This is a genomic window from Paenibacillus sp. FSL P4-0176 (assembly GCF_037975265.1).
Lineage (GTDB): Bacteria > Bacillota > Bacilli > Paenibacillales > Paenibacillaceae > Paenibacillus > Paenibacillus amylolyticus.
In genome coordinates this window covers 6,206,059-6,221,850 of record NZ_CP150242.1, presented here as the reverse complement: position 1 = coordinate 6,221,850, position 15,792 = coordinate 6,206,059, and the positions used below count along the sequence as shown (strand labels likewise).

At 46.9% G+C, this 15,792-nt stretch carries 16 protein-coding genes; 12 read left to right on the top strand and 4 right to left on the bottom strand.

The features are described 5' to 3' along the window. Positions 1-51 precede the first annotated feature (51 nt). From MKY95_RS28785 to MKY95_RS28760, 6 genes are all read left to right on the top strand, one after another. Positions 52-936, top strand: a complete 885-nt coding sequence (locus MKY95_RS28785) for a sugar ABC transporter permease (RefSeq protein WP_076319689.1) — start codon at positions 52-54, stop codon at positions 934-936. Beyond that, positions 936-1,763: a carbohydrate ABC transporter permease gene (locus MKY95_RS28780; RefSeq protein WP_036607075.1), complete on the top strand. Its 828-nt coding sequence runs from the start codon at positions 936-938 to the stop codon at positions 1,761-1,763. Before MKY95_RS28785 ends, MKY95_RS28780 begins: the two co-directional genes overlap by 1 nt. A 42-nt stretch (positions 1,764-1,805) precedes the next feature. Continuing rightward, positions 1,806-3,368, top strand: a complete 1,563-nt coding sequence (locus MKY95_RS28775; protein WP_083669905.1) for a glycoside hydrolase family 32 protein — start codon at positions 1,806-1,808, stop codon at positions 3,366-3,368. Between the two features lie 84 nt (positions 3,369-3,452). Then, positions 3,453-4,940 carry a prolyl oligopeptidase family serine peptidase gene (locus MKY95_RS28770; protein WP_076319688.1) on the top strand — a complete coding sequence of 496 codons (1,488 nt, stop codon included), beginning with the start codon at positions 3,453-3,455 and terminating at the stop codon, positions 4,938-4,940. Positions 4,941-4,965: 25 nt separating this feature from the next. After that, positions 4,966-5,367: a MerR family transcriptional regulator gene (locus MKY95_RS28765; protein ID WP_339195620.1), complete on the top strand. Its 402-nt coding sequence runs from the start codon at positions 4,966-4,968 to the stop codon at positions 5,365-5,367. 166 nt (positions 5,368-5,533) lie between these two features. Beyond that, positions 5,534-6,589 (top strand): serine hydrolase domain-containing protein, encoded by a 1,056-nt coding sequence (locus MKY95_RS28760; protein ID WP_076319687.1) that lies wholly within the window; start codon positions 5,534-5,536, stop codon positions 6,587-6,589. A gap of 88 nt (positions 6,590-6,677) precedes the next feature. Here MKY95_RS28760 and MKY95_RS28755 read toward each other — a convergent pair whose 3' ends face one another. The 4 genes from MKY95_RS28755 to MKY95_RS28740 all read right to left on the bottom strand — a co-directional run bounded on the left by MKY95_RS28755 (position 6,678) and on the right by MKY95_RS28740 (position 10,016). Next, complete coding sequence (locus MKY95_RS28755; protein ID WP_076319686.1) at positions 6,678-7,355, bottom strand: succinylglutamate desuccinylase/aspartoacylase family protein; 678 nt, start codon at positions 7,353-7,355, stop codon at positions 6,678-6,680. Positions 7,356-7,451: 96 nt separating this feature from the next. Then, complete coding sequence (locus MKY95_RS28750; RefSeq protein WP_076319723.1) at positions 7,452-8,420, bottom strand: ATP-binding cassette domain-containing protein; 969 nt, start codon at positions 8,418-8,420, stop codon at positions 7,452-7,454. Between the two features lie 22 nt (positions 8,421-8,442). Next, positions 8,443-9,243: an ABC-2 family transporter protein gene (locus MKY95_RS28745; RefSeq protein WP_047841615.1), complete on the bottom strand. Its 801-nt coding sequence runs from the start codon at positions 9,241-9,243 to the stop codon at positions 8,443-8,445. Further along, positions 9,240-10,016 (bottom strand): ABC-2 family transporter protein, encoded by a 777-nt coding sequence (locus MKY95_RS28740; RefSeq protein WP_036606839.1) that lies wholly within the window; start codon positions 10,014-10,016, stop codon positions 9,240-9,242. The genes MKY95_RS28745 and MKY95_RS28740 overlap by 4 nt, the downstream gene beginning before the upstream one ends. 305 nt (positions 10,017-10,321) lie before the next feature. Here MKY95_RS28740 and MKY95_RS28735 point away from each other — a divergent pair, with 305 nt between their 5' ends. The 6 genes from MKY95_RS28735 to thiD all read left to right on the top strand — a co-directional run bounded on the left by MKY95_RS28735 (position 10,322) and on the right by thiD (position 15,631). Further along, positions 10,322-11,173 (top strand): DegV family protein, encoded by an 852-nt coding sequence (locus MKY95_RS28735; protein ID WP_076319685.1) that lies wholly within the window; start codon positions 10,322-10,324, stop codon positions 11,171-11,173. A 152-nt stretch (positions 11,174-11,325) separates the two neighbouring features. Continuing rightward, the gene (locus tag MKY95_RS28730) at positions 11,326-12,042 is read left to right on the top strand and encodes a response regulator transcription factor (protein ID WP_076319684.1); all 717 of its coding nucleotides are present in this window, start codon (positions 11,326-11,328) and stop codon (positions 12,040-12,042) included. Next, positions 12,039-12,971 carry a sensor histidine kinase gene (locus MKY95_RS28725; protein WP_076319683.1) on the top strand — a complete coding sequence of 311 codons (933 nt, stop codon included), beginning with the start codon at positions 12,039-12,041 and terminating at the stop codon, positions 12,969-12,971. Before MKY95_RS28730 ends, MKY95_RS28725 begins: the two co-directional genes overlap by 4 nt. Before the next feature lie 127 nt (positions 12,972-13,098). Further along, complete coding sequence (locus MKY95_RS28720) at positions 13,099-14,022, top strand: ABC transporter ATP-binding protein (protein ID WP_076319682.1); 924 nt, start codon at positions 13,099-13,101, stop codon at positions 14,020-14,022. After that, on the top strand, positions 14,015-14,713 hold the full coding sequence (locus MKY95_RS28715) for an ABC transporter permease (RefSeq protein WP_076319681.1): 699 nt from the start codon (positions 14,015-14,017) through the stop codon (positions 14,711-14,713). Before MKY95_RS28720 ends, MKY95_RS28715 begins: the two co-directional genes overlap by 8 nt. 105 nt (positions 14,714-14,818) lie before the next feature. Further along, a complete protein-coding gene (gene thiD / locus MKY95_RS28710) occupies positions 14,819-15,631 on the top strand; it encodes a bifunctional hydroxymethylpyrimidine kinase/phosphomethylpyrimidine kinase (protein ID WP_017692191.1) in 813 nt (270 codons plus the stop codon). Positions 15,632-15,792: the final 161 nt, after the last annotated feature.

The window sequence follows — 15,792 nt, the reverse complement described above, 5'->3', positions numbered from 1 at the left end:
GTTTCCGGCATAACCGTTAGGCTAATCATTTGGATAGAGTGGAGGTTGACAATGCTGACCGAAAAAGGATTATGGACACGTCTGCGCACCCGCCTGATCTTTACTGGCCCGACATTATTTGCGTTTGCTACAGTGATGATTATTCCATTTTTGTATGGTATTTATTTGACGTTTACGAACTGGGATGGCATTGCCATCGATCAAAGCTTTGTTGGCTGGGATAATTATATCAGTGTGTTCAAGGACACCGTGTTCTGGAAATCATTCGGGATGACGCTGGAGTACGTATTTATTACCGTTGTGCTGACCAATGCGGTTGCCTTCCTGCTCGCTTACGCTGTAACTCGGGGAATGAAGGCACAGGGCTGGTTTCGGGCCGGATTTTTCCTGCCGAATCTGGTGGGCGGAATCGTGCTTGGTTTCATCTGGCAGTTTATTTTTAATCAGGTACTCGTTTTTGCAGGACAAAAAATGAACCTTACTCTGTTTTCCACCTCCTGGCTGGCTGACCCGGATAAAGCGTTCTGGGCACTCATTGTGGTGACCGTTTGGCAGTATGCCGGTTATATGATGGTTATCTACATTGCAGGACTAATGAATGTGCCGAAGGATGTTATGGAAGCAGCCAGCATTGATGGGGCAAGTAATCGCAAAATGTTGGCGCGCATTGTATTGCCACTGATGGTTCCTTCGTTTATTGTATGCATCTTTTTGTCACTGCAACGGGGATTCATGGTGTATGATCTGAACGTCTCCCTGACCAGTGGCGGGCCCTTCAAGAGCACAGAGATGGTATCCATGCATGTTTATGAGCAGGCCTTTCTTGCTCGTGACTACGGATTGGGTCAGGCAGAAGCCTTTGTTCTGTTTATCCTTGTAGCCGCCATTACATTGCTCCAGGTCTATTTCAGCAAAAAACTGGAGGTCGAGGCATGATGGCTGGACAATCGCGCATTCTCAACTGGATGAAGTTTATTGCATTAATCATTGTGATGATTTTGTTTGTATTTCCGTTTGTGCTTCTAATCGTCAATTCGTTCAAGGCTAACCAGGCAATTACCTCCGATCCGCTGGGCTTGCCAAGCTCCTTTCAATTCGATAATTACGTCAATGCGTTTGACAAAATGGGATATGTATCCGCATTCAGCAATTCGTTGCTCATTACCATTGCAGGTGTATTACTGATTGCTCTTTTTGCGGCGATGACAGCCCATTACTTTGTTCGTCACAAAAGCAAGGTGAATCAGTATCTCTTTTTCCTGATGGTAGCTGCGATGATTATTCCGTTCCAGGCCATTATGATTCCATTGGTTAAAATATACGGCTCGCTCAGCCTGCTGGATAACAAGTGGTCGCTGATCTACATGTATATTGGCTTTGGCAGTCCGCTCGCCGTATTTATCTACCATGGCTTTATCAAAAGTATTCCTCTGGAGCTTGAAGAAGCGGCTCTAATGGATGGCTGCGGCAGAGTGCAGACCTTTTTCCGTATCGTACTGCCAGTGTTACTGCCAACAACCGTAACGATTAGCGTGCTGAATGTATTGTGGATATGGAATGATTTTTTGCTTCCTTCTCTGGTACTGACTTCATCTGAGCAGCGTACGCTGCCGTTGTCCACGTTTTATTTTTATGGGACATATACAGTGGATTACGGTCCGTTGATGGCTGGTCTGGTGTTGACCCTGCTACCTGTCCTGATCGTTTATCTGTTTGCGCAGAAGTACATTATTCAGGGGGTCATGCAAGGGGCAATCAAATAAGTTCAGTTGGGTGATATAGAGAGAGACAGGAGTGAAGGACATATGAACCAGGAACGATGCGAGAAGCAGGAAATAGACACAAGGCAAGAGACAGACCTTGGACTGACGAGTTCTTCGGCTCAAACAAAGGAGAGTTATACACTCGCCCGGGCCAACGCATATATCAAGGAGCATCGACATCAGGTTGATCCAACCTATCGAATGGCCTATCATTTGATGCCAGAGGTGGGCTGGATGAATGATCCCAACGGCTTCATATACTTCGGTGGGATGTATCATATGTTCTATCAGCATTATCCCTACGAACCGGTATGGGGGCCGATGCACTGGGGCCATGCGGTGAGCCGTGATTTGGTTACATGGTCTTATCTGCCTGTTGCACTGGCACCTGATCAGAGCTACGACAGTGGAGGCTGTTTCTCCGGCAGTGCAATCGTGCAGGATGGCAAGTTGGTGCTGATGTACACGGGACATGTCGTGACTGGACCTGACAAGGATAACGATTACTTGCAGACACAGAATATCGCTGTCTCGGACAATGGGATTGATTTTGTCAAAAGCGCGATGAATCCGGTCATTCGGCTGGATCAAATCCCAGAGCATACCAGTCCCAAGGACTTCCGTGATCCAAAAGTGTTTGAACGAAACGGTGTTTACTATTGCGTCCTTGGATCGAATGATGCTACGGGCAAAGGTGTCATTCTGTTATACCGCTCAACGGACTTGCTGGATTGGAGTTATGTCAACATTATGGCCCAGAGTGACGGGACGCTTGGCGACAATTGGGAATGTCCAGATCTATTCACACTGGATGGCCAAGATGTGCTGATCTTGTCTCCGCAGCGCATGCCTGCACAGGGAGATAACTATCACAACTTACATTCGACCGTTTATATGATGGGATCGCTGGATGAAGACCGGGGTGTGTTGAAGTACGAGCAGTACGTTCCGCTGGACTGTGGCTTCGACTTTTACGCACCTCAGACGATGGTTGATGTACAGGGAAGACGAATCATGGTGGCCTGGATGGATACGTGGGAAACGGAAATCCCGACACAACAGTCCCATGCGTGGGCTGGAGCAATGACTTTGCCGAGACAACTAATTCGTAGGGGAGAACGATTGATATTCCAGCCACTTCCCGAACTTATACAGTACAGGTCGGAAGGCACCGAGCAGTATGGTATACATTTAAATGGTGATGAACATGATTTTGATCTTGGAATCAGTGGAGACCGCTACGAACTATATGCTGTATTTGAAGCGGAACAAGCACGACACTTTGGGTTGAAACTGCGTACGGGTGAGGATGAAGAAACCGTGATTTCCTATGATGTAGAGCAGCGTCGTTTATGCTTGAATCGCGAGCAGGCCGGACAAGGGCCAGGCGGAGAACGAGCTGCAACAGTGGAACTGCTTGACGGGAAACTGGAACTTCATATTTTTATGGATGTCAGCTCCGTTGAGGTGTTCATTCAGCAGGGAGAGCAGGTAATGACAGGGCGGATCTATCCTGGGCCGAGCTCAACAGGTATTAAGGCTTTCTCATCCGGAACGTGTACGTTGACCGAACTTCGCAAATGGGATTTACGAATTCCACGATAAAATTCTATCTATAATTCAGCCTTGACCTTGAAGTATACTTCAAGGTTTATTCTTTTTTTATCAAGAAATATTGGAGGCTGAATAATGAGAATTTTAGAATGGATTTTGGTATTGGTAACCATAGCTGCTACGGTACTCATACTGGTGTTTCCGAAGCGCCGGGCAATGACAATGGGGACGCTCACAGCTCTGGTTCTGACAGTGCTTCTGCATGGCTTAATCAATTCATTTCGCGTGCAGATGATACCAACCTATATCGTCACACTTGTATTATTCATTACATTAATCATTCAAGTCATGAAATCATACCGCGGTGATCGTTATGTCCAGAGCGTGCGGAGACCCAACCGTCTTTCAAGAATAAAAATGACGCTGGTATCGATCCTGGTTCTGGCCTTCAGTGCAGGTTCAATCATACTGACCTGGCTCTTACCTGCTTTTACGATGCCTGAACCAACCGGCACATATGCCATTGGCACATTCTCTCAACACCTGGTGGATGAATCTCGCGAAGAGACCAAAACACCCGAGGCAGGAGATAAGCGGGAACTTATGATTAATGTGTGGTATCCGGTGGATCAGAAAACCGCCCAAGGGCTGCCGCTGGAGCATTACCCTAGTGAACTGGGAGAAGCGATCAGTCTGGTGTTTGGCATTCCGTCTCAGGTGTTCAGTTATCTGGATACCATTCCAACACATGTGGTGCAAGGAGCTGAGATGTCCGCCGTCCAAAGCAAGTATCCGGTTTTGCTATTCTCGCCGGGTATCCGCTCAGCCCGTTTTCAGAGCATGACGATGATTGAGGAGCTGGTTAGCCACGGTTACATTGTGGTGGGGATAGATCACCCTTATACGTCAGCACAAGTGACATTCCCCGATGGACGTGCAGTCTCCTATCAGGCTGACCCTGAATTTGCAACGTCAGGAGAACTATATCAATATAATATAAAAGGTATAGGTATTCGTGCAGAGGATGCAAGCTTAGTACTGGACACTCTCACACAGTGGAATTCACATGATCCGAATCAATTGCTCGAAGGCAAGCTTGATCTGGATTCTGTCGGTATCTTTGGTCACTCCTACGGCGGTGCAACCACGGCGGAAGCGCTGGCTCAGGATGACCGTTTCAAAGCAGGACTTAGTTTGGAAGGCGGTTTCTGGGGTAAAGTATCCATAACAGCCTTGAAACAGCCGTTTATGTATATCATGTCGGGTGGGACAGCCAAAAGTCTGGACCCGGACGCCACTGCCAAGGATAAAGTATTTTATCCCGAGTTTGAGCCTGATTTGGATCGGGTGATGTCAAACAGTCTTAATGATACCTATTATCTGACAGTGGAGAATTTATTTCATCAAAGCTTTACGGATATTTCGTTAATTTCACCAAAAATGTTTGCCAGAGGTATGACGCCAGAACATAATGTGGATATTACCAGATCCTATACGCTGGCCTTCTTTGATCATTATTTGAAGGGGGAGGAGCAGCCGTTGTTGCAAGGCCCTTCATCTAAATTCCCTGAGGCCACTTATGATACCAAGTATACCAAGCTACGTCACCAAAAAGCGGAATAACCCAGCAGAAGGATGGAGAGTATCTATGGAAACCATGACAAGAGGAGAGCTGGCTAAGCGTACCGGTGTAAGTATGGCAACCCTCCGTTATTATGAGGACAGCGGGATTCTGCCCGCTCCCGGTCGTTCCTCCAACGGATACCGGGTGTATACTGAGGATTATTTGGTGAAGATTAAATTTATTAAGGATGCCCAGTCGCTGGGTTACTCTCTAAAGGAAATACAGGATACGTTACAGTTACTCAGTCAGGAAGACATGGAAAAGGAAACGTTAAAAACCCTTGTACGCGAACGCATCACTGACATTCAGACACATATTGACCATCTGGAACAGCTGCAGATTAATCTGGCACGACTGTTGCATACACCGGAGGACGATATCGACAATTATATTCAATCGTTCAGGGTGCAAAAGAAAGAGCCGTAATCGCGGCTCTTTTCCTGTTTAGCAGAAAACAGGAGTTGACTAACGAGCAGGGAATCGGAGATTTAGAAAGAATACATAGTGTAGTTTGCCAATACATAATGGTGTTTAACGTGATTTCAATAATTTCAATAATGAAACTCACACCACAAAAGGAGTAACATTTTCTATGAGGGATTTGCAAGGTTTTGTATCCGATTACATCAAAGGAAAGAAACATCTGCATCTTGAGATTGGCGTTATTACAAAGGGAGATGTCGAATATCATTCATTGGGCAATCCCAAAAAGAAGAGCGTGGCTGCTCCCGAACACAGATTGTTCGAAATCGGCTCTGTAACCAAACTTTTTACATCGATCCTTCTGTTAGAATTGGAACGTGAACAGCAACTTTCCGCGGATGACACGGTTGGCAAGTACATACACAACGGTAAAAACGATTATTTGAATAAGGTAACCTTAAAAAGTCTTGCGACGCATACCTCCGGATTACCCGGAGTTGCCACAAACCTGTCCTCGAAGAAAAATCGATACAATCCGTATTCAAATTATACGGAGGATGATTTACTTGCTTTTTTATCGGATGCTGACTTTACGGATCAGATGGGTTCATTTGAGTATTCCAATACCGGCGTGGGCTTACTGGGTTATATCCTATGTAAAGTATCAGGAAGTACATATGACGATCTGCTGAGAAAATATATCACAGGTCCATTAAACATGACGGAGACGGCAGCTATGCTGAATGCAGAACAGAATGGCAGATTTGTGGACGGACATACGTCAACGGGGAAAAAGATGCCTCACTGGGATACGGGTGTACATGAAGGCGCGGGGGCGATCAAGTCATCTCTTCACGATATGTGTTTATTTGTACAGGCCAACCTGAATGAAGATCATCCGCCAGCCTCTGCAATACAACAAAGTCACATGCCTATAATGATTGGAGATTCAACCCATCATTACGCCTGGTTTAGTGATAACATCTCGGATCAGAATATACTCTGGCATAACGGTGGTACATTTGGTTTCTCCAGTTATTTGGCTATAAATAAGGAACAGAGTATAGGCGTTGTATTATTGTCCAATTATTGTTTTGGATCAGCCTCTATTGTGGATGAGTATCTGGATACGATATTCAAGTTTATAACTAAAAAAGACCTTTATCCACTTATGCCGCTGGACCCTGTGGGTAATGAAATACTGGAAGCCATGATGCAGAGATAAAAAAACACCTCGAACAGAGAGCACCTGAGGATGTACTTCGGGCGGTCTCTGTTCGAGGTTTCTTTTAGTTCTGTCTTAATAGTCTTGCTCATGACATACCCGCTTCACGCAGAAAATGGTGCACAATCTTCGTCTGATACTTGATACGGGTCGAGCGTTTCAGACTCCAACAGGTCTCCACTGTGACGGAACGGGCTTGTAATAGTCTTGAAGCCGCTGTACGGGCAGATCCCGGCAATTCATGCTGCTTGAGGTTAAAATGACGATCACGAATGGCAATCGACCGATTCATCCGTTCGATAACTCTTCTGCAAGCTGGAATCGTCCCACTGCCGGGATTGGTGATCAACGTCTGTCCAAGCACCCGTGAACTAAGCTGTGACAGGCCGTTGGCTTCATGCAGATCGAGCCACCAGTCGGCCCAATGTTCACGCGCCAGCTGAAAAACTGCCGCAGCGAGCGGATGCTTGGCCTTGCCTGACATACGGCGTGGAAACGTACGATTCAGATCTGGCTTGCCTCTGATTTTCTTTGCGTAGGCTTGCTGGTTCACACGTGGCACGATAATTAACAGCCCTCGCTGAATGGCGTGACGACCTGTCGCAATATCATCTACGAGTTTTTGAGCAGCGGCCATACTCGCCGTTTCATTCCCGTGAACCCCGGATGTAATGAACATCACGGGTCCCGGCATCATGCCACGTACAATGAAGTAGGGAGTAGCGTGTACGGTGGATGCTAGAAGGACATGTTTGGTCACAAGCATGACGCTTCACCTCCGTTATTACAGTACGCCATGTCCCTCTTTCATGTAACGGCGTAAGAACAGGTCTTCATCCTATTTCCTCACAAAATGGGCCGACTAATACACCCGATGAATGATATCTTCAAAATCGGGTTCTTTCATCTCTACATCTTCAATCTCACCCCAGTGCTCCAACTGTTTCAGAATGTCCATTGTGCTCCATTCCTTCCGGTTCACTTCGACGGTGACAATCTGTCCTTCCAGTCCAGTAATATGTATCGCGGACGACACAACATCCGGGATGTGGAACTCTCCTCGGAACGTTACCCGAATCAGCGTAGGTAGTCCGATGGTTTCGCGAAGTGACGAAATCGTACCGTCATATGTCAGTTGACCATGGTTAATCACCATGACCCGGCTGCATAACTGCTCAATGTCGTCCATGTCATGTGTGGTAAGCAAAATCGTTTTGCCAAACGATTCATTTAATGTACGTAGAAATTGACGAATGTTCCGCTTTGCGTTCACATCCAGTCCAATCGTTGGTTCATCGAGAAAAAGCAGTTCGGGATCATGCAGCATGGAAGCTGCGAGATCCGCACGCATGCGCTGTCCAAGCGAGAGCTTGCGGACAGGCGTGGCCCAGAACGATTCGAGGTCCAGCAGCTCGGCGAACTGGGACAGCCGTCTCTTTTTGTCCTCGGCACGAACGCCGTACATCTCGGCCAGAATATCATATGAATCTTTCACGGGCAGATCCCACCAGAGCTGACTGCGCTGTCCAAACACAACGCCCAGTCGACCAACGGTCCTGCGCCTGTCCTGATGCGGGTTCATACCGTCAAGCCTTACCTCACCCGAGGTTGGGTGCAGAATACCTGTCAGCATTTTGATCGTGGTAGACTTGCCAGCCCCGTTCGGACCGATGTAACCCACAAACTCCCCTGGACCGATATCAAAACTGATATCGCGTACCGCTTCCTTGGACACATACTCACGTGAAAATAACGTACGTAGACCGGAGAAACGTCCTTCGCGAATAACAGGAGTTTTGAATTCCTTTTGCAGATGCCGTGCTGTGATCATGTTCATGATTCGTTATGCCTCCTTAGCTACCTGTACTTTGATATTTGGTCATGCCGAATTGCCAGAAACGCAGACTTGCAGCCAAACTCAGTACGGCAACCGCCGCAACAGCAACAAGAATCCACGCTCCTCCTTCACCCCGTAGCAGGTACAGTGACGGAATGTAGTTGACGAATCCCACCGGAATCACCGTTAGCAGAATGCCAGACATCCATTTGGGATATAACGTTAGCGGATATTGGGCAGCTGTTCGTGCTGCATCCTCAGTGATCGTCTGTAATTCCTCGATACGTGTGGTCCAGAATCCCAGTGTGGCGGTAGCAAGTCCGATGGAAAAGAGAATGACTGCGCCCGTCAGGATAATGAGCAGTGAGAAGGGAATGGCGATCCAGCCAATCTGTCCGCTATGCATCATGCCTGCCACTGACCAGCAGAGAATGAACCCGCCTTGCAGGACTTCCCCAGCCATGATGCGGAAGTTTTGCGGCAGCAGTGCCAGCAATACGGGCATGGGACGTGTTAACAGTTGATCAAGCTCACCATTAACCAGATATTTTTCCAGATGATGAACTTCGTTTCCGAATGTTCGATACAGTGTTTTGGATAACGTCATGATGGCGAAGAGATAACCGATCTCATGGAGGGACCAGCCTTTAATTGCTCCGAATTTGTGCAACACGAGAGCAACCATCAGAAACTCGGAGATCTGAATTAAAGCGGCCAGTACGGACGCCATGATGAAATTGAACTTGTATTGCATCCGACTGCGGATGCTTGTTCGAATGAGCATTTTATATAAATTGAACCAGGAAGTTCGCTTCATCCGCCTTGTACCTCCACTTTACGACGTAACACTTGGGTGATTGCAAGACAGATCAACGTCATAAAGACACACCAAAGCAAGGTTCCCCATAACAAGGAGCCATCTTCGAAACCAAGATAGATTCGGGTAGGTACATAGAGCAGGAAAGGGTAGGGTGATATCCAGGCAAGTTGTTCAAGCCAGTTCGGTAGCCATTCCAGCGGAATGAAAAAACCAGCCAGCAGATTCATCATCGCGTGATTTCCCCAGTGAAGCCAAGAGGACTCCGTGGTCCACATCGACGTGGCACCAATGATGTAGTTCATACAGATGGACAAGTATGCGGCGCCGGCAAGACCAAGTGCGGCATAGAATAGTGTTGAAACGTCTGAGGGCCAATGCAGGGAAAAGACAATGGAGAAGAGCAGGTAGATCGGAATACTTTTGTACACGAACTGGTAGGCAATCTGCCCCCATTCGCGTGCCATCAGGTGGGTGAACAGATGAACAGGCCTCATCAGATCCAGTGCGATCTGCCCTGTCCTGACGGATAAGGGAATACCCAATCCGTTCGTGAGAAAACCCGAGATCCAGAGAGAGGATTGCGTGAACGCAATATAACTGATCATTCCCTGTGTCCCATATTCTCCGAGAGTATGGTCGGCCCCGATGCCGATCCAGAGGCAGGCATACATGTAACCAAACATGGCGCTTGCCAAGTTATGTACCATGTGTGCCCCGCGGTATTGCAGATTCCGGGAGTAGGCTTTGGAAGCCAGAGTGAAATAAAGCATGTGACACCTCCGATAAGTGGATTGAACGGCGTTTCCGTTCACTTCAGTCAAGGCGAAAAAGAGAGAAGGACAACAGCATACCAATTTATTCCTTCACAGGCAAGACATTTTTTTAGCTAATAATGGTATTAACAGGGGTGTTCATGATTGCGCCACAAGACAACGGTCTGTCCGTTCATTTATAATTGAGAGGTAGTATCGCAAACGTTTACAATGTGAAATATTCAAATTTTAAATAAACCGCCGGGCTTGTGCTTGACGATTGAGGATACAGAACGAACAATCCGGCAAGAGAGAAGGATGTCATGAAGAAAATTGCATGGGTCACCGATAGTACCAGTACACTGGATCCCGTTTTTGCGGAGCAAAATCATATCTACATCGTACCGCTGCGCATCGTATTTGGAGAGGAATGTTACCGGGAAACCGATGACATTACATCTGAAATGTTCTATGAGAAACTTGCGGAGGCTTCACGTGCGAGCAGTTCGCAGCCACCCATTGGCGAATTCATTGAACTGTATGAGTCGCTCAAAGACAAGTACGATGAGATTATTACGATTCATTGCTCTACAGAGCTTAGCGGAACGCTGCATACGTCCATGCAGGCTGCAGAGATTGCAGGAGTGACGGTGACCGCAATTGATTCGAAGGCAGGTGCCTATCCTCACCGTGAGATGATTATGCAAGGACTGGAATGGCAGAAGCAGGGATGTTCCGCTGCCGAGATCAAAGTAAACATTGAACAGATGATTGATAACATGTCCTTTTACCTCATACCGGCCAGTCTGCAGCATCTTCATCGCAGTGGACGGGTGTCCGGCACACAGCTGATCATCAGTCAACTGCTCAAGATCCACCTGTTGCTTCGATTCGAAGAGGGAAAAGTGGTTGTGAATGAGAAGATTCGCACGTTCAAGCGGACAAAAGATCGTATGCTGGATATGCTCAAGCTGGATATGGAGAAAGTAAAACATGTGTGCATTATGCATGCGAACAATCAGGAAGAAGCCGTTACAATCAAAAAACAGATTGCAGCTCTGCTGCCTAGATTAAAGACCGAAATCATGCCGTTTATCCCTGTGGTGAGTATTCATGCAGGTGCAGGAACCATTGGACTGTGCTGGATCCACAGTGAGAACGGATATAGAGACTAGAAGCACCAGCATTGATCTACAGACACTCATAGACCTGGCAGGAAACACACTTATACCAAAGTGGTGCTCCTGTCAGGTTTTTTCGTATGTCATTGCCAATTCAAACAAACTGTGAGGTAATAAAGAAAACTGTTCATGTTGGAGGGAAGCATGTGTTAAGTCACCGCTTGTTGCTTGTTGAAGATGATCGTTCAATTAGTGAGATGGTCGGGCCGTACTTGGAAAAAGAGGGCTACGACGTCACTTATGCATATGACGGCTTAGAGGCAGAACGTCAGTTCAGCCAGTCACAACCCGTGTATGATCTGGTTATTCTGGATCTGATGCTGCCCCGCAAAAGTGGGATGGATGTGCTTCAAACCATTCGGGCAGTCAGTCTGGTCCCTGTGCTCATTCTGTCTGCGAAGGATGGGGAGGTGGACAAAGCATTAGGTCTGGGCTTCGGTGCAGATGATTACTTGAGCAAACCTTTCTCGTTAATAGAACTGACTGCCCGCATCAAAGCTGCGATTCGCCGCGCCAATTATACTACTCAGCCTGTGGCTGAAGTGGCTAAAGATCAACGTATTCACATTGGAGGACTCGTAGTTGACATGGAGACGTACGAGGTGGAACGTGAAGGTACACCCGTCAAGCTGACATCCAAGGAATTTGGAATTCTGAAGCTATTGGTTACCCATCCTGGCAAAGTGTTCACCAAGGCCCAGATCTACGCTTCCGTCTGGAACGATCATTATTATGGAGACGAAAATATCATTAACGTACATATGCGTCGTCTGCGTGAGAAACTGGAGGCAGACCCTTCGGCTCCCCAGTATATCAAGACACTCTGGGGCATCGGATATAAGCTGGAGGCGGAGCAGGGATGACACTGATTTTTGCCAGTACAACAGCTATTCTGGCCATTGTAGTCATTGGGTTGTGGATGAGATTGCGGAAACGCAGTCAACACCTGTCCTATATTCATCACAAAATATCCGATATCCTGGATCAAGGCACCTTTGAGCGCTTACTCGTATTCAACAGTGATGATCAAGTTAGCCAGCTTCTGAAAGATATGAACCAGCTGCTGGACTATGCGCACCGCGCGAAGGCTGGTTATACGAACCAGGAGAAGGAGATGCGTAATATGCTCTCCAACATTTCTCATGATCTGAAAACGCCACTCACGGTTGTGATGGGTTATAGTGAGACCTTGCTGCACAGTTCATCACTGACCGATCAGGAACGTAAGATTATGACGGAGAAAATACAAGATAAGGCGCAGGAAGTGCTGCGTTTGATCCATTCCTTTTTTGATCTGGCAAAGCTGGAATCTGGAGACACGGAGCTAGTGCTTAGTCGAGTGAATATAAGCGAATTATGCCGGTTGAAGATGCTTTCCTTTTATGAAATGTTGACGAATCTGGGGTTGCACGTGGAGCTGGAGATACCTGATGGTGATCTCTTCGTGCAAGCGAATGAAGAAGCATTGGACCGTGTGCTGGATAATCTCATTACCAATGGAATGAAATACGGGGCAGATGGTAAGGTACTGGGGCTTTCACTGGATCATTCGATAGGTGCACCTGTGACGCTACAGATCTGGGACCAGGGAAAAGGGATTCCTGAGAGCGAGCATAGTCGTGTGTTTGAACGAATGTATACACTGGAGGATTCCCGCAATCGACTCTATCAAGGCAGTGGCCTTGGTCTGACTATTACGAAACGGCTAGTTGAGCGGATGGGTGGAAGTATTCACTTGCATAGTGTGCCACATCAACGGACTGTATTCTCGGTTACCTTAAAGGCATGTTAGACCCTGCGTTGGCGTGTCCGGTCAGACTTAAGGTATTTGTAAGATTTGATTAATAAAAAAGAAGACTTTTCTCTTTACAATATAGATATAGGAACCCGGACAGGGGACGTAAAGGAGAACAAGGACGATGAATTATATCGCACGAACAATAGATGTGACCAAAGTATATGAAGGGGTGGAGGTTGTATCCAACGTCAATATGAATATTAAGCAAGGTGAGATCTATGGATTCCTCGGTCCAAATGGTGCTGGTAAAACAACCATCATGAAGATGCTCACCAATCTCGTCAAACCAACCACAGGGGAGATAGAACTGTTTGGGGAGAAGCTTACGCCGACCTCGTATGAAGTGCTGAAGCGAATGGGCAGCATTATTGAATATCCTTTTTTCTACGATAGACTGTCTGCTCGCGAGAATCTGGAACTTCACTGTGAATACATGGGATTCTACAACAAAAAGATCATCGACAACACGATGGAAATGGTAGGGCTGAAGGATACGGGCAAGAAACCGGTCAAAGACTTCTCCTTGGGCATGAAGCAAAGGCTCGGACTGGCTCGTGCACTAATAACCACACCTGAACTGCTCATTCTGGATGAACCGATCAACGGATTGGATCCTGTAGGGATTCGGGAGATGCGAGATTTGTTCAAGCGCCTTAGCAATGAGTATCGCATTACCCTGCTGGTCTCCAGTCACATTCTTGGCGAGATAGAGCAGATTGCGGACACAGTTGGTGTCATTCGCGGCGGTCGCTTGGTGGAGGAAGTATCGATGGAGAGCATTCGTGGAAGTCAAAATGAGTACATCGAGTTACAGGCGGTGGATATCCGCAAAGCGACCTATGTCATTGAACACCAGCTTGGTTTGAGTAATTATAAACTGGTTGATAACCAAACGTTACGCATCTATGATCCGGGAATCATTCCATCGGAACTGAACACCAAGCTGATTCAGCATGGCATTGAGATCGAATCGATATCCAAACGGGCTCATTCCCTGGAAGAACACTTCATGAAGCTTGTGAAAGGGGATGAAGACGTTGCTTAAACTAATCAGACTTGAGATGCGGAAGCACCGTTTTGCACGTAATTTTGCAGGTGCAGGTATTGCCAGCATAGCCATTCTTCTTTTCCTGATCATGATTGGATTCGTGGATGTGGGAGCAGAAGATTATGCCTATGCCGATTACCAGACCGCCTTTATGATTATTGATACGTTTGTGAGAGCGACCTTTATCATATTTGCAGGAGCTTTATTATCCAAGCTGGTGATCAGTGAGTATAGAAATAAAACGATGAACGTCATGTTCACCTATCCCATCCAGCGTCATAAAATCATCGCTGCCAAATTGATTATCGTGTTTGGTTTTACATTTGTGATGATTATGGTTAACGATCTGTTCATGGGCTCACTATTGTTGATTGTTAATCAATTCTACTCCTTCATTCCTGAATCACTGACGAATCGGGATATATTGGGACTTCTGGTGAAGTACAGTATAAGTTCTTTATCGGCTGCGTGTATGGCACTCATTCCCCTATTCTTCGGTATGCGTAAGCATTCTGTTACAACTACAATGGTCTCGTCCATTTTGCTGGTTTCGATTGTCTGCTCCGGATTCAACGGGTCGGAAGTTTCCATTCATTCGCTTATTATTATCCCTCTGACCCTTGGAGCAATAGGGATATGGATTGCTTCGATGTCCATGGTTCGTCTGGAGACAAAAGATGTGAACTGAATCATTCGGAAAACCATGCTCTGTATGGCTTCAGATGCCATTGACATCCGCTCGTACAAGGGATAGGATAATGTCAACTGAGACACGAAGGAGAATGCAACTACCATGACGATTCCAAAAACATTAACAATAGCTGGTTCGGACACGAGCGGCGGTGCAGGTATTCAAGCTGATTTGAAAACTTTTCAGGAGCTGGGTGTGTATGGCATGACCGTACTGACTACGGTTGTGGCAATGGAGCCCGAAACATGGGATCACCAGGTCTTTCCTGTTGAATTAAATGTGGTTGAAGCGCAGCTTCGCACGGTTCTGGACGGCATCGGTTTCGATGCAATGAAGACAGGTATGCTCGGTTCTGTAGATATTATTGAACTGGTAGCAAAACATATTCGCCGCAGCGGTCTGCCACAGATCGTTATCGATCCGGTAATGGTCTGCAAAGGTACAGACGAAGTACTGCAACCGGAAAATACGGAAGCGATGATCGAATTCCTGTTGCCAGGTGCTGATCTGGTTACACCTAATCTGTTCGAAGCATCCCAACTGGCGAAGAGCGGACCTATTCGCTCCAAGGAACAAATGGAAGCAGCGGCAGCAGCAATTCATGCCCATGGCTCGAAACATGTTCTGATCAAGGACAGAGGTGTCATTAGCCCGGGTAAAGCAATGGATCTACTCTATGATGGAACCAACTACGAATGGTTTGAAGCCGATGTTGTCGGCTCCGGATATACTCATGGTGCGGGCTGCACAACGTCTGCGGCGATTACCGCAGGATTGGCTCGTGGTCTTTCAGTGAAAGAGGCTGTTCGTGAAGGTAAAGCCTTCGTGACCAAAGCGATTGCCGGCGGATTCCCGCTGAACCGTTTTGTTGGCCCGACACTGCATGTGGCACACCGTCTGGAGCAACAACGTTAAGTGTTGCCAGGGAGCGCGCAGTAGCGCATCAATTCTGGATAACACACTTCGATTTCATTCAAGTAGCTGTCAATGAGCAGGAGCTTGCTCGTTGATGGCTTCTTTTTTATGCGAATTTTTATAAAAATTAGTAACTTTTGGCTTATATTAATCGTATATAT